Origin of the sequence: Ochrobactrum sp. CGA5 (assembly GCF_006345815.1) — a bacterium.
Lineage (GTDB): Bacteria > Pseudomonadota > Alphaproteobacteria > Rhizobiales > Rhizobiaceae > Brucella.
The window spans coordinates 1-19,257 of record NZ_VCIG01000021.1 but is presented as its reverse complement, the minus strand read 5'-3'; the positions used below and the strand labels follow the sequence as shown (position 1 = coordinate 19,257).

The window sequence follows — 19,257 nt, the reverse complement described above, 5'->3', positions numbered from 1 at the left end:
AAGGATTGCAGACGGAAGAAAAACGGAAGGTTCGGGCGCAGCCTGAAAGCCGTTTTTGTTCCGGCTGCAACGCTTTGCGCTTGTCCATTGACGGAAAATTGCACTGGCGATAGGGGCAAAAGAAAAAAGGAAAATAATAAGCCCGCTAAAAGCGGGCTTCCTAATATTCTGAAAAATTATGCTTTTGACGGTTTTATGAGCTTGAAGTCGCTATTCACGATGGCTCTTGGATGGAAATCACCTTGACGTCAAAATTTTTGCATTGGTTATCGTGGCAGATGCCGTTTATCCAGATTTGACCGTTTCCGAACATTATTCCCTTATAATTGACGAACAGATCTTCATACTTCTGCGAAGTGATCGCCTTGGTAATGGCGGGCGTAATAATGCCATCGTAGTGCTGAGCAAAGTCTTTGGCAGTTTTGATATGCACTTCCTTACCATGGACCTTAACGCCAATCGGGTAACTCACAAGCCCGGCCACGGCGTTAGCATCATGTGCGGAAACGGCTTTCTGTAAGGCGTGGATGACCGTTTGGTATTTGGTGTGATCCCCTAAAAGATCATCAATCGTCTGATTTATGTTTGTGTCCTGTGCGCTTACAGAGGTGGAATATGCGATATTGGCTAGTGCAAAGAGAAAGATCGAACTCTTCTTCATGAGCATCCCCTAATAAAGTCCAGTGACCGTGATACACTGAGACGCTAACACAGAGTATTTCAACATAACAGCTTTGTGAGATTAGATGCTAATCGTTACTATCTTTCATAAGCCAAAAGCCCAAAGGCGTAGCAGAGCATGACAAAAAGCCCGCCGTTCTGGCGGGCTTATTTTGTAATTGGCCGCTTATGGGCGGTTCCAGATGATGGCGAACACGTCCGGGTCGTCCTGCCCTGCGGCTTGGCCGAGATTGGCGATGATGCGATGCGGCAATTCGGGGGTATCGATGGTGACGGAGACGTATTCGCTTCCGCTCTGCTGCCCTTTCTTGATCCATGCGGCTCCAACTTCCGAGCGGTTGGACAGGATGCGGAAATCAGGGGCTTTTTCGCTCGTGCGTTCGATCGGAACAAAGGTGACGGGTGCGTTGAGTGTAAGAGTGCGCAGATGGCCTTCGTAAGAGCCGTTTTCCTTGCGGGTGACGTAACCGATGGTAGCCATGTTCTTTCTCCTTGATCGAGGGCCAATTCCCTTCGTGCAAATCGGTAAGACTGCCGTAAAAGCGCGGGGCGCAAGGTTCGGTTAAGTCAATTTTGGAGCGTAAGCGGGCGCGAGGAAGGCCGTCAGGCCGGGGAAAATTGACGTTGCGTAACCGCATAACCGTGGCCTTGCGACACGCGCGCGGCGGTCCAGATTTTGCGTTCGAAGGGATTGTAGCCGGCCTTGATCTCTTTGGAGAAAAACGAGGCTGCGCTACCGGCTCAACCGCTAGGAAAACGGCTCTTGCGAAGGTTTGGGGCTGGTATCGTCAACGCTCCTGTTTCTTTGTTCTCGGGCAAAGTGCCAGATTGTTCGCTGATTTCCGCATCCTGTCCAATCGGGCGGAGTTAACCAGTCTGGTAACGGGAATTTGGCATTTGCGGCGAGGATGAGTACACTTTGCGCATGGATAACCCCGAACTTGCAGATGCTTTCAGGAATGCTCTGATCGAGCTTGCGAACCGCGAAGGGATCGAAGCGGCTTTGCAATCTGCGGCGCTCACGCTGAGCTATTACTATAACAGCCAGCCTGCGGGCTTTTCGCGTAACAGCGGCCCGGTTCTGTTTGCGCCGGACAGTTCCGCCAACGATTAGAGCCTTTTCATTAAAGGAAGACACGCTCGGTTACGCTTGACCAAGCGCAAAGCAAAGCTGCGCCTGGTCAAACGAGATTGGTCCGAATTTAACCATTATTAGCACATTTCCGCTTGCCAGTTGACACCGGCACACATGAGAACATAATAGGAACATCGCCACAGAAACGGAATGATTTCCTGCGCGCAATGTGCGTCGGAACGGGTTCGTTTGTCCTTGCTACGGAGTAACAATGCGCAAGCCAGCGACCATTGAACGGGTCTATATGGATTTCGACGGATTTTTTGCATCGGTCGAAATGCTGGCAGACAAGCGGCTGCGTGGTCGTCCGGTTGGCGTTGTGCCGTTTGAAGGGACAACGCGCACGTCAATTATCGCTTGTTCGCGCGAAGCAAAGATACGTGGCGTCAAGAATGTGATGCCGGTCGATGAAGCAAAGCGGCTGTGTCCGGACATTGTTCTTGTGCCGCAAAAGCCGGATCTTTATCGACGGGCGCATAATGCCTTGTTGTCGGAAATTGAAGCCGTCATTCCCATTGATACGGCAAAATCCATCGACGAGCTGACGTGTCGGCTTGATGAAAATGCCCGTGCGGACCCCGAAGGGCTGGCCCGCAAGGTCAAGGATGCAATCTTTGAGCTGGTAGGGCCATGGATCACATGCAGCATGGGATTTGCAGCCAACCGCCAGCTTGCGAAGATGGCCTGCAAGGCAAGCAAGCGTAGCGACGCGGGCGGCTATGGCAATGGCGTGGCGATCTGGCGTCCCGAAGCGATGCCCGCGCCACTGATGGCCGTGAATATGGAAGATATTCCCGGCGTCGGTGGCAATATGGCGAAACGGCTTTATCGGGCTGGAATTTTCACGACTGAACAGCTTTACGCAATTCAGCCAAAACACATGCGCAAGCTGTGGGGCAACGTAACCGGCGAGCGCATGTGGTATGCGCTGCATGGCTACGATATTCAGGCTCCCGCGTCCAAGCGGGGCATGTTCGGTCATGGCCGCGTTCTTCCACCAGACAGCCGGACGATAAGCGGCGCATCGGAAATCACTCGCCTGCTTTTGACAAAAGCGGCGCGGCGGATGCGCCGTGAAAATTTCTATGCGTCCGGTCTTTGGCTTTGGCTATCGATCCGGGACGGGTCTTGGATGGGCAAGCGGCAATTGCCGGTCGTCAATGACGACCAAGCCATATTGTCAGCGCTGGCGGAACTTTGGGCCGAGGTCGCAAAGACCTATCCGCGTGGGCTGACAATCTTCCGGGTTGGTGTAACGCTTTACGATCTTTCCGACGCCAGCGAACGCCAGTTGGACTTGCTGAACAATGATGATCGTCAACGGCGTCGATGGGAATCCGCATCGATGGCGATAGATCGTCTGAACACGCGCTATGCCGGTACGGTGGTGAGCGTTGGCGAATGGCGACCGCCGAAAGGCGGTCATGCAGGAGGAAAGATCAGCTTTACCCGTATTCCTTCAGCGGAAGATTTTTGGTGACATTATGGGATGGAAACAACAACTGCGCGCAAGCGACTTGAGCGATACGGACAAGCTTGAAGCACGATGCCGCATTTGCGGGCATGTGCATTATCTGACGCGTGAGATCCTATGCACCGATGCCGAAGCAAGCCAGCGTTATATTGACGAGGTGGAAGCACAATCGACATGCCGTGCACGGGGCTGCAAGGGCCGGGTACGTCTGGCGAAAGTGCGGCTCGATGAAATGAGCGGTTTTGTCGGTGGATTGGCATAGGCGCTATCGTCACGTGTCCCCCTTTATCTCGAAAATATCGGCATTGTCGGCAGCCTCGCGAAGCCCCTTGAACGAAGCGTGGCGCAACTTGCCATCGTCTGTCCAAGCCCGATATTCGATTTCAGCGATGTATTCGGGCCGGGCGAACACCGCATTTTTGCGTTTGAGTGCAACGGGCGGTTTTGTGACCGGAATAGCTTCCAGGCGCATTTTCAGGTCGCGGGCCATTTTATGGCTGAAACCGGTTCCGACGCCACCGACATAAACAAGGCTTTTGCCTTTGCGCGCTCCAAGCAAAAGCCGGGAAATTGCGCCGCGCATCGTCGTGGACGGCTCAAAGCCGACAATGACAAAGCTGTCGCTCTGGATGCATTTGATTTTCTGCCATTCGCCATGTCTCCCCGGTCTGTAAGGGCTATCAAGCCTTTTGGCGATAATGCCCTCCAGATCATGTGCGCATGCGATTTTGAAAAATGCCTCTCCATCGGCTTCCATTGTCTCGGAAAAGCGGATGACCGGCGAGGGTCTTGCGCTAAGCAGACTGGCGAGCTTTGCGCGCCGCTCGCGCAAGGGCATGCCTGTCAGATCGCGCCCGTCCAGATAGAGAAGATCGAAGACGTAAAAGAGGGATTCAGCGGCAAAGCGCTTGCCGCCACGGCCACCAAGCGCCCGTTGCAAGGCTCCGAAATCAGACCGCCCGCTATCATCAAGTACAACAGCCTCACCATCAAGGATCATTGAAGCGTGGCCGAGATCCAGAGCGGCTTGCGCGATGTGGTTGAATCGGGGCGTCCAGTCATGACCGCCACGGGTCAGGACACGCAGGCGGTTCGGCTCAACGTGGATCGCAAGACGATAGCCATCCCATTTGACCTCAAAACCCCAATCTGGCCCTTTTGGCGGGCGTGGAACCAACAGCGCCAGACACGGCTCTATGCGTTCCGGCATTGGGTCGAAAACGGTTTGCGAAGATTTAATTGAACGCGCCATACTGCATAAACGTGCCAGACGTGTTTTTGTGTCATCGCACGAAAAAATGGCATGATTGCAAAAGCGATCGTTACCCGCATGGGCCGAGACGGCTTGCTGGCTCGGTGAGCAAAGCGAATAGAGCGCGGTCGCGACAGCGGTTTGTCCTGAATTATATTCTGCTTGGTTTGAATAGCTTAAAAGATGGGAACGAAACCATGAGCGAAGAACAGAAAATACGCGGGCCGCGCAAACTTGGCGATTATCCCGACCGCGATATTCACTGCCAAGAGGCTCTGGAAGATGCCTTTATAGCGCTGACAGATCGTGGCGTGGATGCGGGATGGGTCCAAATCGAAGTGCTTCAAGCGCTCCACGAGTTAGCCAAAAACCACTTGATGCGCGATTTTGCGACAGAAGTTGACGAAGACAATATTGCGACTGTCATTCGCTCGATGCGCCATGATAAAAATGACTAGCGAAGCAACGAAGATTGCGCGTTAGGATAAGACTGAAAGAATTGGAGAACCTTTTGAAACCGTGTACGAATTTTATTGCTCTGACCGCTCTTGCGATGACTGTTTCTGCATGTTCCACGACTTCAAGCAGTGACGTGAATACAGTTACGACAAAGGAAGTGAAGACGGTACAATTCAAAGGCTCGGACGTACAAGTTTCTTGGGACAGGACAGCAAAGACGGAAGCCACGCTAACTTACAACGATGAATTGTCGATTTGGAGTAATGACGCGGAAAAATTGATTTCAACGGCCACCGGCTGCAAGGCAGATTCCGGCGTCATTCACTATCCGAAGGCCCGAAAGGGATTCCAAGCAATTACTATGCCGATTAACTGCCAATAAATGGCCGCTCCAGGTATCGACCACGAAAAGGAAACAACCATGAAAACCGTTCTCATGGCGTCTGCGGCGCTGATTATTGTGTCCAACCCGGCCCTTGCTCAAGGATTCACCACGAATGAGCCTGCTCAGTTGACCGAGGGGCAAAAATCCATCGTGGAGCTTGTGTCAGAAGGCTTTGAAATTAAAGGAACGGTCGGACCGCTTATCATTCTGCAGGATGATAAGTCCCTGTTTGGTTGCTCGGCAGCACGTACCGGCCCAGCTGATATAAAGACGGGTGTAATCCCTGCGCAAAAAATTCCATGCGTTCCGATTAAATAAGAATAAAAGCAGCGGCCTACGGGCCGCTTCATTTATCTGCTTTTGCCAAACAGGCCGCGTGAGGCTTCAAGCCTCTTTTCCATGTCCTTTTGATATTGGACTAGATTTGCGATCATTTCCGCATAAACGTCCGTAAGATCGCCTTTTAAGATCGTCACTTCGTCATCTTCGGCAATGACGGTTTCACCAGAACGGTTGACGCCATAAAATGAACTGCCATTGCCCCAAATCTTGATGAGCGGCAAAACGTTTTCGATGCCTTTGGCTATGAGCCTATCATGCGTTTCGGCAATGCTCGCAAATTCGGGTAGATCGGGCGCATCAATACCAAGCAAAGTCACGCCGCGATAAAAGGTCCATGCGGGCGCTATGTCGCCCTCTTTTGGAGCTGGCCAGACTTCTTCGCGCGCGCAAACGGCCAAGCCATTGCAATTCCCCGAACTGACAAAATCCCTGTAGTAGTCTGGAAGTTTGATTTCGGTCTGAGCTTCGATCTTTTCGATATCGTTATTCGCTGCTGCCACAGCACGAAGAACCTGAAAATTTGAGGAATCGAGAGGCTCTAATATTTCCCAGATTTTCCGGTGAAATTCTTTTCCGTTCATAGGTAAGTTATTGCCCTTTCATGGTGTCAGATCATAAGACCAAGACGTTCTGCAAGACTTGGTACGGGCTTTTCTCCTGCCTCGCGCATCATTTCGATGATCGCGCTGTGTTCAAGCGCACCGATCTTGTAGCCTCTGCGCTTCACTTCATTGAGCAAGGTTTCGAGGGTTGGGTATTCGTCCAGAATGTTACCAAGCCAGATTTCCGGTCTGTCATCTTCCGGGTCTTGGTTGACAAAGCCCTGAAAAAAGAACGATCTCATTGGACGATCGTAACCAATTGCGCCTTCTTCGTCGGTTTCGTCGTCTTTCAGAACCAAGATTCTGTACCGGCTCACGGCGAATAACCCCATTCCTTGTGCGATGGATCGTCTGCAACGTATCCGCGATTAGAATAATGTGTACCATATTGGTACATGAAGAGCAGTTATTCACAGTCAATCAAACGATTACAACTGCTCGTGGCTGCTCTTAACTAGTTCCTAATGTGGCGAAAATGGGGCTTGATATAGCAACATTACTGTTGTTTTATGTTTAGACAGATTTGCAGTCCAAAACTGATCCTAAGAAGCAGGAAGCATTATTTAATAGCCTCTTCCTGTATTGATCCAAGTTCGACTATTAGGAAGCTAATGGTTTCTCTTATTGCTCAATTATTAGGCGGATTTCTCGGCGGTTCCGTGTTCGGGAAAATCGTTCATGTCGCTGATGTGGGTGCGTTCTGGAATGCCGTGATGGGCACATTGGGCGGGGTGGCAGGCGGACAATTGATCGGTTTCATCCTCGGCAAGACGGATCGAAGGCATGACTTGCGCTTCCTGCGTACGCCGCGTGGAAATGGCGATCGCCAAAGTTCCCGGAGTAATGTCGGCCTCGGTAAATCTCGCCACTGAAACGGCTGCGGTTGGCTTCAATGGTCCGATGAAAACTCAAGAGGTCATGGCCGCCATTCAAGGCGCAGGATATGAGGTCGGTACCGAGGTCTCCGAAATCGGCATCGAAGGCATGACCTGCGCCTCGTGCGTACGCCGCGTGGAATTGGCGATTGCCGCAGTACCCGGCGTCGTCAAGGCCTCGGTCAACCTAGCCACTGAACGCGCCACTGTTGAAACGGTGGCGGGTACACCGTCCACCGCTATAGATGCCGCGATCCGGCAGGCAGGCTATGAACCGAGCCGCCAGACTGCTGCGGCAACGGACGGCGACGCCCGCCAGGAAGCAAAGGACCGGGAACTACGGAGCTTGAAACGGGACTTGTCGATAGCGGCAGTCCTGACGCTTCCCATCTTCGTTCTCGAAACGGGGTCTCACCTTATTCCGGCGATGCATCATTGGCTTCTGACTGTCGTCGGACAACAACCTCTCTATATTCTCTACTTCGTTCTGGCGACCATCGTCCAGTTCGGTCCCGGGTTGCGGTTTTATAAAAAGGGTTTGCCCGCCCTCGCCCGTTTTGCTCCAGAGATGAACTCACTGGTCATATTGGGATCGAGTACTGCGTGGGCCTATTCGGTCATTGCGACGTTCGCCCCGCATGTGCTGCCTGAGGGCACTGCTTACGTCTACTATGAGGCATCCGCCGTCATCATTACGCTGATCCTGCTCGGACGGTTTCTGGAAGCAAAAGCCAAGGGACGCACGAGCGAGGCAATCAAAAGGCTGATGGGCCTTCAGGCAAAATCCGCCCGCGTCGAGCGCAACGGCGAATTTGTCGACGTCGCCCTTCAGGACGTGCAGGTCGGCGACATCATCCAGGTACGCCCCGGCGACAAGGTCCCGGTCGACGGCGAGGTTCTCGGCGGTTCATCCTATGTGGACGAATCCATGATATCGGGCGAACCAATCCCTGTGGCCAAGACGGCAGGTAACGAAGTTATCGGCAGCACAATCAACAAGACCGGTAGCTTCACCTACCGGGCCACAAAGGTCGGGTCGGACACCCTGCTCGCCCAGATCATCAAGATGGTGGAAACCGCGCAGGGCTCTAAGCTGCCGATCCAGGCACTCGTCGACAAGGTCACGGCATGGTTCGTCCCTGCGGTCGTGGCGGCTGCGGCCTTGACGTTCGTTACCTGGCTGCTGTTCGGTCCGGACCCAGCCCTCACTTTCGCTCTGGTCAACGCGGTTGCGGTGCTGATCATCGCCTGCCCCTGTGCAATGGGGCTGGCGACGCCTACCTCGATTATGGTCGGCACGGGTCGCGCCGCCGAGCTTGGCATCCTCTTCCGCAATGGCGAAGCCCTGCAAACGTTGAAGGGTACCCACGTCGTAGCCCTCGACAAGACGGGAACGCTTACAGCAGGCCGTCCTGAACTGACCGACGTCCAAGTGGCCGAAGGATTCGACCGCGCGCCTGTGCTGTCGCTGATCGCTTCGGTTGAAGCCTCTTCGGAACATCCGGTTGCGGCGGCCATTGTCGCAGCGGCGAAGTCGGAAGGCATCAAAATCGATGACGCCCAAGACTTTGAAGCGATTCCCGGATATGGAGTCACCGCCAATATCGGCGGCGTCACCGTCTCCGTGGGGGCTGACCGCTACATGGAGAAACTCGGCGTCAATGTCGGCGTTTTCGCAACTATAGCCGGGCAAATGGGTCATGACGCCAAGACACCGCTCTACGCGGCTGTCGATGGCAGGCTTGCCGCGATCGTTGCGGTCTCCGATCCGATCAAGCCAACAACGGCCGAGGCCATTCGTGCGATGCATGGGCTTGGCCTGAAGGTTGCTATGATCACGGGAGACAACCGCCGGACTGCAGAAGCCATAGCCGCGAAACTGGGCATCGACGAGATCGTTGCCGAAGTCCTGCCGGACGGCAAGGTCGAGGCGGTCAAGCGCCTGAGGGCTGGCGGCCGGACAGTCACGTTTGTCGGTGACGGCATCAATGACGCGCCGGCGCTTGCTGAAGCCGATGTCGGTATTGCCATCGGCACCGGGACCGATGTGGCTATCGAAAGCGCCGATGTCGTGTTGATGTCTGGCGACCTGCTCGGGGTGACCAATGCGATCGCCCTGTCCAAGGAGACGATGCGTAACATAGCCCAGAACCTGTTCTGGGCATTCGCCTACAATGTCAGCCTGATCCCGGTTGCGGCGGGCGTGCTCTATCCCGTTACAGGAACCTTGCTCTCGCCGATGCTGGCTGCGGGGGCAATGGCGCTTTCGAGCGTCTTTGTTCTCGGAAATGCGATGCGGCTGAAACGCTTCACCGCTCCGGTTCGGGCATCTGCCTGAGACATCCAATGTCACGGCCTTTACCACGGCCGTGACAACTCTTTTGTTCAAATCCCTATTCCACATCGATCACCAGCATGAGGCCGCCACCGCCCTTCATTTCGACATTGTTGTTGGTCGTGTGATGCGGGATGTGACAGTGGACGAGCCATTTGCCGGGGCGCTGCGCACGCCAAAGTACATCGTAGCGTTGTCCCGGCGCGACATTCACGGTATCCGCCATATACCGGGCAGATTCCTGCAACGTTTCCCCGTCAACCGCGGCCACCTGGAACGGTCCGCCGTGGATGTGCATGGGATGGATGGCGGTCGTGTGTGATCCGACAAACCGCACTTTCAGCAGCTGCCCCTGCTTCATCTTGATGGTGTCCGTGGCCGGAAACGCCTTTCCGTTGATGGTGAAGAAGTTCGGAAAGCCGCCCTCCATCGGCATCGACGGAAAAGTCAGCCACTCCCGTTTCAACCATTCCTGCAACTGAACGGTATATTCTAGATCGGCGACGATATCGTCGGCCGGGTCTTTCGGATCGATTATCAGTGCGCCGTAAAGGCCAAGCGACTGCTGGCGATCGACATGGTCGTGCGTGTGATAGAAATAGGTGCCGTGCTGTCCAACGGTATACTCATACGTGAAGCTCTTGCCCGGTTGGATCGGCTCCTGCGTGATTTCAGCGGGACCGTCCATCTCGTTGGGCAGGATCAGCCCGTGCCAATGGATCGTGGTGCTTTCGGGCAGCTTATTGGTGACATTGATGCGGATGCGGTCGCCCTCGGTCACGCGAAGCGTGGGACCCGGCACCTCGCCGTTATAGGCATACGCCTCGACCGTTTCTCCGGGCAGGATCGACCACCGGATGACCGACGCCTCGAGATCGAACACCTTCACTCCATCTTCGATGCGGGGTTCCAACACCTTGCCTCCCTGGGCATCATCTTCGGCCTTGAAGGCTGTAAGTCGAGGATCGACGGCAGCCATGTCGCGCATGGAATCGGCCGGGGTGTCGAAATCCATGATCATACCCGGAGCCATAATCGTGCCGCCGACTTCGTGCGCCGTGAGCTGCATGTTGACCTTGGTAAACGGATACGCGAAGCCGCCGACCAGCATCAATGTGGTGAATGTCGCCATTGCGGCAACCTGCGTGCGTGTCGGGGCGAAAGCGGGAGGCAGACCCCCGCTGTGTTGGCCGTGAGCGGATTTCTTGTCCTGCCCATGTTTGCCTTGTTGCGGTTGGTTGTCCTGATCAGGCGCACTGTGTCCTTCGTGCGCACTCGACTTTGCTTTTGCGTGGTGGGCATGCGCTGCTTGCGCCACGCGCTCCTTGCGCTCGGTCATCAGGCCGTGCTTGAGTCCTTTGGAGACCAGCCAGACATTGAAGGGATACGCCACCGCGAAACCGACACCGATGCCGAGAGCCATGACTCCCCAGAACAGGAGTTCTCCCGGCCACATGGCACGCATGTCGCGGCCCATCATCAGTATGGCCATTACCGGAGCCATCCCCGCCATCATGGCGTTCATGCTGATGAATTCAGGCATGAACGAGTTGCGGACATTCTCCCAATAGGTACCGCCCATCATGTTCTTCATGAACAGCGCCTGAAAGATGAACAGGCCCACGGCAAAGCCAGCGATATACTCGATGATAATGTCCACCCACATGGGCAAACCGATCACTGCAGTGATGGTGGCCGCGATGATGATCCCGGTGGCGTCGCCCGCGACACAGTGAATGGTGCTGCCGATGCCCTGCTTCCACAGCGGCTGTATGAATTCTTCATGGGTGCCGGGTCTCGGCTCCTTGTCGGCCAGCACGTAGAGCAGGAGGCCGACAGGTCCGAGATAGAGGGTGACGAGAATGAAACCCCACTTCATCACGGCCGGTTCGGGATTGTTGTGGAATTGGTCCCACGCCACGTAGGCCGTGCTGATTGCGGCGAGGACAAACCAGGCTGCAAGGATGTAATCGATCGGTTGAACGAACATGGTAGGCTCTCCGTGCACAATTCATTGGCGTTGACGGCAAATGCCGACTGTTACTGGACCTTTTCCCGAAATTTGGTGTGACAGGCCGAACATTCCTGCATCATGAGATGAAAGGCATGCTCGGCCGGAATCTTGCTGATGTCTTGTTTTTCGTCCCGACCTGCCCTGCGTTTCCAAAGAAGACTGCTGCCCGTAGTGGACACCGAAGCGCCCATCCGCATGTCCTGCGATATTCCGTCCGGTGCCTTGTCCGCCGATGCGGAAACAACGGCGGCAAACTCAGCGACCTTGCGGGCGAGTGCGTCAAACTCGTCATGCGACAGTTCAATTTCGGTTTTCGCAGCTGACGGCGGGCCGAGCGACATGGCGGGAAATTCCTTAATGAGCGCGTCGCCGGACCGAGTCTTGATCGTTTCGGCTGCCTGCTTGAAGTCGGAGGCGCTATAGGGAATCTTGCCTTCAAACATCCCCGCTATGGTCTTGCCCGCCTTCGCCATTTCCTTCATGGATTCCTGCCGCATCTTGACGATGCCGCGGATTTCGGGGTCCGCCCAAGCGCCCGAAAAAAGTGCGCACGAAACCCCGACGGTCAAAGCAAACCGTAAAACCGTACGTCTGTCTGCAGACGTGCAAGTACGAAATCGCAATGTTTTCCCGGCAACATCGAGGCAAAGTAAAGCTTCCACTTACTGGAAGCACAAGCGGAAATCCGCGCGGGCGGCACTATTATTGCCACCCGCGCGTGACTGGCTTCAGGCGGCCATTTTCCTGCAGGATTCGGCGCAGCGGCGGCAGGCGTCGACACATTCCTGCATGTCGCCGATCCTCTCGCAGTCGTCCGCACACTCCGCACATATCTCCGCGCACTCACCGCAAGTATGCTTGTGATGCGGTGAGCCGATAAGCATGAAGTGGGCCGACGTCCGGCAGATTTCAGCACAGGCGAGCATCAATGTGAAATGCTTCTTCTCGGTATGCTCGCCGCCCATCTCAAGGCAGTGTCCGGTTGCGGTGGAAAGGCATGTCGCGTAACAGGCCAGGCAATGTTCGATGCAGGCTTTCATGTCGGCGTTTGTATGGTTCATCATGATGATCCTCCTTCTTCGTTTAACGTCATTTCGCTTGCTTGTCCAGCCATGTCGTCATGTCGGCAATTTCCTTGGTCTGGGCATCGATGACCTTTTGGGCCATGTCTTTCGCCCACGGGTCATCCCCGTTCTTGAGTTCGGCGTTGGCCATATTGATCGCGCCCTGATGGTGGACGATCATGCCGCACACGAATGCTACATCCGGGTCCTTCGCCATCATGCCCTGCATGGCGGCAGGCTTCATCATGCCCATCATGGCGTCCATAAGATCGGAATGCGCAGCGTCCATCTTGGGCATCTTATGCATTGGGGTCCGGGTTTTCGACATTTTCATGCCGTCGGCAGCTTTGCAGGCGGCAGGCATTTCGGAAGCCATTGCATCCATCTTATGGTCCTTGCTCATCGCTTCCTGTGACAAGGCAAACGAAGTACCTCCGAGCAGCATCACGGCAGTCAGTATTGGAGTTAAAATACGCAATGTTTTCTTCCTTCACGAAACGTGGATTGAATCAATGCCTCCGCCGGAACGCGTGAGGCATAACGTTGAAACGAGTGAAGTCAGATCGTTTGCGGAGGTCGCTCAAGCCGTGCGGAGGGGTGGCTGACGGTCATCAGGTTCGTGAGATCGGCAACCTTTAGTCTTGTTTCAGCAACGGCAAAGAAAGGGGCACCGATCTCGGTTGCCACCCAGCAGTGTCCAATCGAGCAGCATTGTGCCTGCCCCGAAGGATATTTAGCAGTGTGCTTATCACCGGAGGTCCGATGTTCCTTGGCGCAGTCTGCTATTGCCTGATTGGTTGTCGTGAAATGATTGTCGGCACGCGCTGGCATGGTTCCCGCCGCCAGAACGACGGCCAAAAGGCAAGCTATAAGGATTTGGGTGAACCTTGCGATGTCGAACATGCTCGAGTGTGGCCTCCATCCCCGAAACGGCGGCAGGCAGATATTGTTCCCATCGCAGAAGAATGTGCGTTCGCCTCAGGATCCGGTCTACGCGGCAGGAAACAACTCGTCGGTCAATCCGAGCGCCCTGTAGATCAATAAACCCAGCCATTCATGCGCGGCGAGATCGGATGTGGCAAGGCCGGCGGCAATCGTCGCCACGGGTCTCCGGAGGTCAGCGCTGCCGCGGGTACGGTAATCCACGGGATAGGGAATGATTTTGGCTCCGGCCGCCCGAAAACATGCGACAGCACGCGGCATGTGGCTCGCGGAAGTGACGAGCAGCCATTGTTCCCCGGGTTTCGTCTGAAATACCGCCGCGCTTTGCGATCCGTTTTCGCAGGTGTTGCGGGACAGCTCTTCAACTGTGATGCGGCTCTCAGGCACACCAATCTTCACCAGCACATCCCTGGCGATCTGCGATTCCGTTGGAGTGTTGTCATGGACAAGGTGATTTGCTCCACCCGAAAGAAGGAGACGGGCCTCAGGGTAATCCCGGGCGAGCTCGGCGGTCGCCGTCACCCGTTCGCCCGCTTCGTTGAGCGCCGGACTGTGGCGCTCGCCTGTGATATGGGTGTCGACCGCGCCGCCGAGCATTACGATGCCTGCCACCGATCCCGAAATCGTGGGTTGCGGAAAACGGTCCTCCAAAACCATCAGGGCCGCGGGCCCGAGCGGAGACCAGCCGACGACGGCAAACAGGAAGGCAGAAATCACCAACAGCGAAACTCCGGCTCGTCGGATTCCGAAGAGCAAAGCCAACATGCCGAGAACACCAAGAATACCTATGAAATTCGACGGCAATATCAGATAGCCGAGCACTTTGGATATTATGAAAAACATTCAAGGCTCCGCGTTGCGTACCGTTCGAAATATCGGCGCAATTAATGCTGTATCGCGTGTGGAATGTCCAACGGGATCAAGCGGTAACCGGGAACTATGTAAATGGACAGTTTCACGAGATCGGGGGCTGCAGGCAAACTGCCCGCCAGAGTTCATTTTTCCATTTGTCATGGAACGACGCATTCAAGCCCGCAACAACCCGGTATTCCTTGCCTCCGACAAATATCTTTCCGGGAGTCTCGCGGCATTTCACGAGCGCTTTGTGTAAACCGTTGTCACGATAAACCGATGAATCCGTCCCATCGGTTTCGACAAGATTTATGGTGACGCCATAATCGTATTCCTGTTGCAACAATGCCGAGCTTGAAGTCAGTGCCATGGTAACGGTGGTTTGATCACCGAATGTTTCTGTATGGAAAATGACGGGCTCCGCATAGGCAACATTTGCTCCGAAAAGCGATGCAACAAGCATGCTCATCGATAGGTTGCGCATGACTGCACTCCTCGCAATACTCCCTGAGAGAGTATAGCAGATATTGCGTTCGGAGCGTATGGAAATGTTGCAGAGAGGTACTTCTACCCTCGGGCTCCGCCAACCGGTACTACAAAAACGAGAGCCAATCCTTCAGTTCCGGAAATGCGTTCGATTGGTAACAATGGTTAATCGATCGCAAACATGTTTGCGCATATCATGAGTACCAGGGCAATCTGCAATTACACGCTCTGACGGAAAACACATGTTTTCCGTCTGCAACTGCGATCAGCAGTAATACGGCGATCCTGGATGCTTATATTTATATGGAAAACCCTGTCGGAATGATGCTATGTACGAATACATCAAGAATATGGTTTTTCGTACATGCTTGTTGGATATATGCGTGTTTCATCCATAGATGATCGTCAAAATGTTGACCTGCAACGGGATGCTCTGATTGCTGCGGGCGTCGATGAGCGTCATCTGCATTCCGACAAGGCAAGCGGTGCTCGCGACGATCGGCCGGGATTGAAATCATGTCTGGCAGATTTGAGATCCGGTGATTGCCTGATCGTCTGGAAACTTGATCGTCTCGGCCGTTCCCTGCCGCACCTGCTGTCGATCATCAACGATCTCAAGAGCCGAGGCATATCGTTTCGTTCCTTGACCGAACAGATGGACACGACGACAGCGCAGGGCGAACTTTTCTTTTCGCTCTTCGGCGCCCTTGCTCAATATGAACGTTCCCTCACTCAGGAAAGGGTGAATGCGGGATTGGCAGCAGCGCGCCGACGAGGACGTAAGGGTGGCAGGCCACTCGCGATTGATCCCGAAAAGATGGAACAGATCCTCGCAGCCTTGAAAGCCGGAACGAGCAAAGCGTCCGTCTGCCGATCATTCAACATTCCTCGATCGACACTCATCGATACATTGAGCCGCATCGGCTGGAATGGTGCAATCACACAGGCCTGATACTGGGTGTGTTCACGGTTCGTCCAAAGTCGCGTACGATTTCGCGGTGTTCTTGTCGTGACCCCTGCAAGAGACTGAACACAACCGAGTGTCAGCTTGCGAGCCGGTTAGGATTATCGCGTGCGGCGCTCAAATCAATCGAACGTCCGGATGCGCCGCTATATCTGCAACTTGCACTGACTGCCATGATGGACGGCTTGCAGCCCTACCCGATGTTTGTACGCGCTGCGTATCACTCCGAAATTCCGGCCGATCCGGTTCAATTGAGGCTTGTTCGATAATCAGTTCCGAAGGGCAACGGACATGATGACGAAACTGACTGCAATTTCCTTGGTGGTTGTAGCCGCGGCTTTTCCCGATACAGCAATGGCCGCTTCATGCGGCTCTGGAATTTCGGGTCAAAGCCCCGCCGTGAAGATGCTGCAAAGGCAGTTATCGGCTTTGCGCTCGATCCAGCGCGGGCGCGGCTGCAAGCCCGGTGACACGGGCGGCGGACTTTTCAATGCCTGCCGTGAAGTGGGGATGAAAATCAATGAGGTGCAGCAGGAGTTACGCGCTACTGCGGCTGCAAATAATGAATGCAAGGCCGAAGCCCGAACAGCCAAGGCGCCTACCAAGCCGAAAGCCATGAAGGTGTCGGCTGCAGGCAATGCTCGACCACAACCAGCAACGGAAGCCCCGAAAAAGGTGCGCGGGCCGAAAAATGCCCTTCAATACTGTGTGCGCCTGTCGGATGGCTATTATTTCCCGACGCCCAATTCGCAGTACAAGCAAAAAGGCGGTACGGATGCCGCTCTCATTCAATGCAAGATGATCTGCAAGACCGACGCTATGGCGGTTTATATCAACGACCAAAACGAAGAAGCCGCCGATATGGTTTCGGTCCTGACTGGTGAGGTCTATGCGGATCTCGCAACAGCTTATGATTATCACGGTGAAGGTAAGTTCGAACGCTGCGATTGGAACGGCTACGTTCGGAAAGTCAGTTCGGGCTTTGCGGCCAAAAGGCAATCGAAGCACCTTGCCGATGCCGTCTTACCAAAACCGGGTGTGAGGCCAGACGATCAAGACCCGGTGGCTGTGGCTGAAATTCCATCGCAATCGCTTCGTCCCGCCCCTTCACGCTCAATCCGTATTGTAGGTCCAGCCTTTATACCCGACGCCGACAACAAGGCATTCGGTCGAATGCGCCGTCATCAAAACTGAAACCAGCCAAGCGGCATTTTCTATGGGAGCGTTCATGACAAAGCTGAAACTCAGATACTTATTGCTTGCACTGGTCCCGCTGGCGGTTGCCGGCTGCGTTACAGCGGAGGAGGTCGATCAGGACACATGTGCCTCTTTCGGTTTCAAGCCAGGTACAGACGCATTCGCAAACTGCATGATGGAGCAAAGCGCCCGCGCTGACGAAAAAAGACGGGAATGGGAACGAGAGGACCGAGCGCGTGAGGAACGCAAGCGCGAGCGCAAGAAGGAAAAGGAACGCCGTCGCCGCGAGGAAAGCGAGATAGACAATCGGCCACAATTCGACCGGGACGGCAATCCGAACTTTGACACGCAAGGCAATTACATGGGCTGCCATGGCGTGGGTTGTGACGTTGATAATCCTGACGACTAGTCGCATCGGGCTATCGACACCCGCATGCGCGTGAGCGCCAAAAAGGTTGAGCGCAACAATGATGGGGGGGAAACGGAACGCGGTTTCCTCACCGCTGCGCTCAAGACAAATGTAACGAATAAAAAAATGGGAAGGCAAGCCGGTTTTCAAAAACGGGTGAGATAACAATGCACAATATCGACCGTGGTTTCCTTGTCGAACACCAACTGAGATCAGCAACCGAAGATGATTTGCAAAAAGCGGTAAGTGATGCCTGCGATTTTATCATAAGGCTCAAAAAATCCGGGCTTAATATCATCCTTCCCGACGATCAGGATCAATGCAGGGATCGATTTGAATTACTGGTCAATCTTTTGATGACCGAAAAAGGCTTTCCCGGTGATCGCCCGGATTGGCTGACGGACCAGATGATGCAAAGCGCCGCGTATACAATCGGCGCTCGCATTTATAGTATGCAACCACATTTGGTTGAACCGTCGCTGCGGGATCGTATGAAAGCCGTGATCAACGAAAATTAGACTACGCCATAAGAAGCGCGGTCCCGCGTTGGGACCGCACATGTATAGAGAATTGATGATAGAGCTATTCGGGATTCCGGGGATAGGAATCTACCTCGTCGCATTGTTGGGTTTGATGGTCGTATTGGTTGTCTGGGTGCTTTTATCGTAAGAGCTAAATTGATAACGAACCGCACCGTTAATTGTGGCGACGGTACGTCCACGGCTGATCAAAATCGAGTGCCCAAAGGCCGACTTTTCCCTGTTTCGCTGTTTGCTCGATCTGCTCGTAAACAGGTTCGGTGACGCGGCCCTTGTAACGGTAGGCGACTGCTAGGCCCTGCCGGATTAGCTCTGCGGCAAAGTCCGGAATCTCGTCATTGCCACAGGTTGCCAGCAACCGCTTATACGTGTCTTGTCCGTCAATCTGGCATGTGATTGTCTTATTCGCTGTCCAGCGGATAAGCGCTGCTTTCGCGTCCGTGCCACAGTCGATTGTCTGGCCGAGCGGCGATCTGGCCTTTTGCGATATTTCGCAGGCGTCAACGCCGGTAAGTCGGATTTTCTGGCCGTTCTCGACCAGTTTCAGCGTATCACCATCCACAACATTGACGACAAGTCCGCTTCTTTCCTCTCCAGCCGCCGCGTTCGCATTTCCGGTCAGATGGAGCGCGATCACCAAACCGAACGAAACGCTCGATGTGAGACGATATAAAGCGCGCATAGGGGCATTCTCCTGCGTTGGTATCTGTCGCACTATCCTCGCCCGTCGCTTCGTCGGTGTCGGTGCGCTGGATGCTGCCAGCGTAAACGATGGTGGTTCCCGTTTCGCCTTTGCGCACGTGGGCTTTTAGCGCTGCGGCCTGCTTGTAAGTAAACCAGTAAGGCGAGTTATAGCCTTTGTCTGCGGCTTCACTCCACAAAAGCAAGACATTGATACCGCGATATGGTTCGCCGGTCGAACGGATGGGAAATGAAGCTACACCTTCGCCATCCTGCCAAGGCTGCAACCAAGGGCGCTTGCCTTCTTCCAGCATGGCAATGATCTTGTTGGTAATCTCCTGATAAACATCGCGCCGTGGACTAGCCATATCCGAAATCCTTTTGCCAGTGGGCGAAGCCGCGCCCTTTGTCGGGTAATGCCTCGTGCATTAACCCCGGCAGAGGGGGCGGGCGCAGACCGCCCCCAGACAGTGTGATTTTCAGTCAAGGATTGCAGACGGAAGAAAAACGGAAGGTTCGGGCGCAGCCTGAAAGCCGTTTTTGTTCCGGCTGCAACGCTTTGCGCTTGT

Annotated in this window: 26 protein-coding genes; 11 read left to right on the top strand and 15 right to left on the bottom strand. The window is 54.5% G+C overall.

Annotation, left to right across the window (positions count from 1 at the left end):
• The coding region (locus tag FJQ48_RS22745; protein WP_247870375.1) for a hypothetical protein at positions 1-246 on the top strand (246 nt) is incomplete at its 5' end.
• Here the strand turns inward: FJQ48_RS22745 and FJQ48_RS12575 are convergent.
• Both FJQ48_RS12575 and FJQ48_RS12570 read right to left on the bottom strand, forming a co-directional pair.
• Entirely contained in the window at positions 215-661 is a 447-nt protein-coding gene (locus FJQ48_RS12575) for a hypothetical protein (RefSeq protein WP_125302294.1), read from the bottom strand. The two genes, FJQ48_RS22745 and FJQ48_RS12575, sit on opposite strands and share 32 nt — an antisense overlap.
• 186 nt (positions 662-847) lie before the next feature.
• Complete coding sequence (locus FJQ48_RS12570) at positions 848-1,162, bottom strand: DUF736 domain-containing protein (protein WP_038595044.1); 315 nt, start codon at positions 1,160-1,162, stop codon at positions 848-850.
• Between the two features lie 444 nt (positions 1,163-1,606).
• Between FJQ48_RS12570 and FJQ48_RS12565 the strand changes: the two genes are divergently transcribed.
• The 3 genes from FJQ48_RS12565 (at position 1,607) to FJQ48_RS12555 (ending at position 3,552) form a co-directional block, all read left to right on the top strand.
• A complete protein-coding gene (locus FJQ48_RS12565; protein WP_109989688.1) occupies positions 1,607-1,795 on the top strand; it encodes a hypothetical protein in 189 nt (62 codons plus the stop codon).
• 232 nt (positions 1,796-2,027) lie between these two features.
• A complete protein-coding gene (locus tag FJQ48_RS12560) occupies positions 2,028-3,296 on the top strand; it encodes a type VI secretion protein ImpB (RefSeq protein ID WP_125302292.1) in 1,269 nt (422 codons plus the stop codon).
• A gap of 4 nt (positions 3,297-3,300) precedes the next feature.
• Positions 3,301-3,552, top strand: coding sequence for a hypothetical protein (locus FJQ48_RS12555; protein WP_109989690.1), 252 nt, complete (start codon positions 3,301-3,303; stop codon positions 3,550-3,552).
• Between the two features lie 9 nt (positions 3,553-3,561).
• Here the strand turns inward: FJQ48_RS12555 and ligD are convergent, their stop codons facing one another.
• Positions 3,562-4,542 carry a non-homologous end-joining DNA ligase gene (gene ligD, locus FJQ48_RS12550; RefSeq protein WP_139975401.1) on the bottom strand — a complete coding sequence of 327 codons (981 nt, stop codon included), beginning with the start codon at positions 4,540-4,542 and terminating at the stop codon, positions 3,562-3,564.
• Between the two features lie 197 nt (positions 4,543-4,739).
• Here ligD and FJQ48_RS12545 point away from each other — a divergent pair, with 197 nt between their 5' ends.
• The gene (locus FJQ48_RS12545; protein ID WP_235824466.1) at positions 4,740-5,000 is read left to right on the top strand and encodes a hypothetical protein; all 261 of its coding nucleotides are present in this window, start codon (positions 4,740-4,742) and stop codon (positions 4,998-5,000) included.
• A 422-nt stretch (positions 5,001-5,422) separates the two neighbouring features.
• Entirely contained in the window at positions 5,423-5,704 is a 282-nt protein-coding gene (locus FJQ48_RS12540; protein ID WP_125302287.1) for a hypothetical protein, read from the top strand.
• A gap of 32 nt (positions 5,705-5,736) precedes the next feature.
• Here the strand turns inward: FJQ48_RS12540 and FJQ48_RS12535 are convergent, their stop codons facing one another.
• From FJQ48_RS12535 to FJQ48_RS22400, 3 genes are all read right to left on the bottom strand, one after another.
• On the bottom strand, positions 5,737-6,228 hold the full coding sequence (locus FJQ48_RS12535; RefSeq protein WP_128094989.1) for an SMI1/KNR4 family protein: 492 nt from the start codon (positions 6,226-6,228) through the stop codon (positions 5,737-5,739).
• A 107-nt stretch (positions 6,229-6,335) separates the two neighbouring features.
• Positions 6,336-6,647: a hypothetical protein gene (locus FJQ48_RS12530; protein WP_247870374.1), complete on the bottom strand. Its 312-nt coding sequence runs from the start codon at positions 6,645-6,647 to the stop codon at positions 6,336-6,338.
• Positions 6,648-6,965: 318 nt separating this feature from the next.
• Positions 6,966-7,115: a hypothetical protein gene (locus FJQ48_RS22400; protein ID WP_170289501.1), complete on the bottom strand. Its 150-nt coding sequence runs from the start codon at positions 7,113-7,115 to the stop codon at positions 6,966-6,968.
• On the opposite strand from FJQ48_RS22400, the gene FJQ48_RS12525 reads away from it, so the two are divergent.
• Positions 7,114-9,543 carry a heavy metal translocating P-type ATPase gene (locus FJQ48_RS12525; protein WP_125302279.1) on the top strand — a complete coding sequence of 810 codons (2,430 nt, stop codon included), beginning with the start codon at positions 7,114-7,116 and terminating at the stop codon, positions 9,541-9,543. The two genes, FJQ48_RS22400 and FJQ48_RS12525, sit on opposite strands and share 2 nt — an antisense overlap.
• 55 nt (positions 9,544-9,598) lie before the next feature.
• Here the strand turns inward: FJQ48_RS12525 and FJQ48_RS12520 are convergent, their stop codons facing one another.
• From FJQ48_RS12520 to FJQ48_RS12490, 7 genes are all read right to left on the bottom strand, one after another.
• A complete protein-coding gene (locus FJQ48_RS12520) occupies positions 9,599-11,530 on the bottom strand; it encodes a multicopper oxidase domain-containing protein (RefSeq protein WP_125302276.1) in 1,932 nt (643 codons plus the stop codon).
• Between the two features lie 50 nt (positions 11,531-11,580).
• Positions 11,581-12,177, bottom strand: a complete 597-nt coding sequence (locus FJQ48_RS12515) for a cytochrome c (protein WP_235824464.1) — start codon at positions 12,175-12,177, stop codon at positions 11,581-11,583.
• A gap of 105 nt (positions 12,178-12,282) precedes the next feature.
• A complete protein-coding gene (locus FJQ48_RS12510; protein WP_125302325.1) occupies positions 12,283-12,615 on the bottom strand; it encodes a four-helix bundle copper-binding protein in 333 nt (110 codons plus the stop codon).
• A gap of 28 nt (positions 12,616-12,643) precedes the next feature.
• Positions 12,644-13,096 (bottom strand): DUF305 domain-containing protein, encoded by a 453-nt coding sequence (locus FJQ48_RS12505; protein WP_125302273.1) that lies wholly within the window; start codon positions 13,094-13,096, stop codon positions 12,644-12,646.
• A gap of 80 nt (positions 13,097-13,176) precedes the next feature.
• Positions 13,177-13,521, bottom strand: a complete 345-nt coding sequence (locus FJQ48_RS12500; protein ID WP_125302270.1) for a hypothetical protein — start codon at positions 13,519-13,521, stop codon at positions 13,177-13,179.
• 87 nt (positions 13,522-13,608) lie between these two features.
• Complete coding sequence (locus tag FJQ48_RS12495; protein ID WP_125302268.1) at positions 13,609-14,403, bottom strand: YdcF family protein; 795 nt, start codon at positions 14,401-14,403, stop codon at positions 13,609-13,611.
• 112 nt (positions 14,404-14,515) lie between these two features.
• A complete protein-coding gene (locus tag FJQ48_RS12490) occupies positions 14,516-14,896 on the bottom strand; it encodes a hypothetical protein (RefSeq protein WP_125302265.1) in 381 nt (126 codons plus the stop codon).
• A 366-nt stretch (positions 14,897-15,262) separates the two neighbouring features.
• On the opposite strand from FJQ48_RS12490, the gene FJQ48_RS12485 reads away from it, so the two are divergent.
• The 4 genes from FJQ48_RS12485 (at position 15,263) to FJQ48_RS12470 (ending at position 17,986) form a co-directional block, all read left to right on the top strand.
• Complete coding sequence (locus tag FJQ48_RS12485; RefSeq protein ID WP_125302263.1) at positions 15,263-15,850, top strand: recombinase family protein; 588 nt, start codon at positions 15,263-15,265, stop codon at positions 15,848-15,850.
• A gap of 303 nt (positions 15,851-16,153) precedes the next feature.
• Positions 16,154-17,056, top strand: a complete 903-nt coding sequence (locus tag FJQ48_RS12480) for a DUF2865 domain-containing protein (protein WP_125302261.1) — start codon at positions 16,154-16,156, stop codon at positions 17,054-17,056.
• Positions 17,057-17,090: 34 nt separating this feature from the next.
• A complete protein-coding gene (locus FJQ48_RS12475) occupies positions 17,091-17,468 on the top strand; it encodes a hypothetical protein (protein WP_125302258.1) in 378 nt (125 codons plus the stop codon).
• Positions 17,469-17,635: 167 nt separating this feature from the next.
• Positions 17,636-17,986, top strand: coding sequence for a hypothetical protein (locus FJQ48_RS12470; protein WP_125302256.1), 351 nt, complete (start codon positions 17,636-17,638; stop codon positions 17,984-17,986).
• Positions 17,987-18,164: 178 nt separating this feature from the next.
• Here FJQ48_RS12470 and FJQ48_RS12465 read toward each other — a convergent pair whose 3' ends face one another.
• Positions 18,165-18,569, bottom strand: a complete 405-nt coding sequence (locus FJQ48_RS12465; protein ID WP_235824469.1) for a thermonuclease family protein — start codon at positions 18,567-18,569, stop codon at positions 18,165-18,167.
• Positions 18,559-19,056, bottom strand: coding sequence for an ArdC family protein (locus tag FJQ48_RS22740; RefSeq protein ID WP_125302250.1), 498 nt, complete (start codon positions 19,054-19,056; stop codon positions 18,559-18,561). The genes FJQ48_RS12465 and FJQ48_RS22740 overlap by 11 nt, the downstream gene beginning before the upstream one ends.
• Between the last annotated feature and the right edge of the window lie 201 nt (positions 19,057-19,257).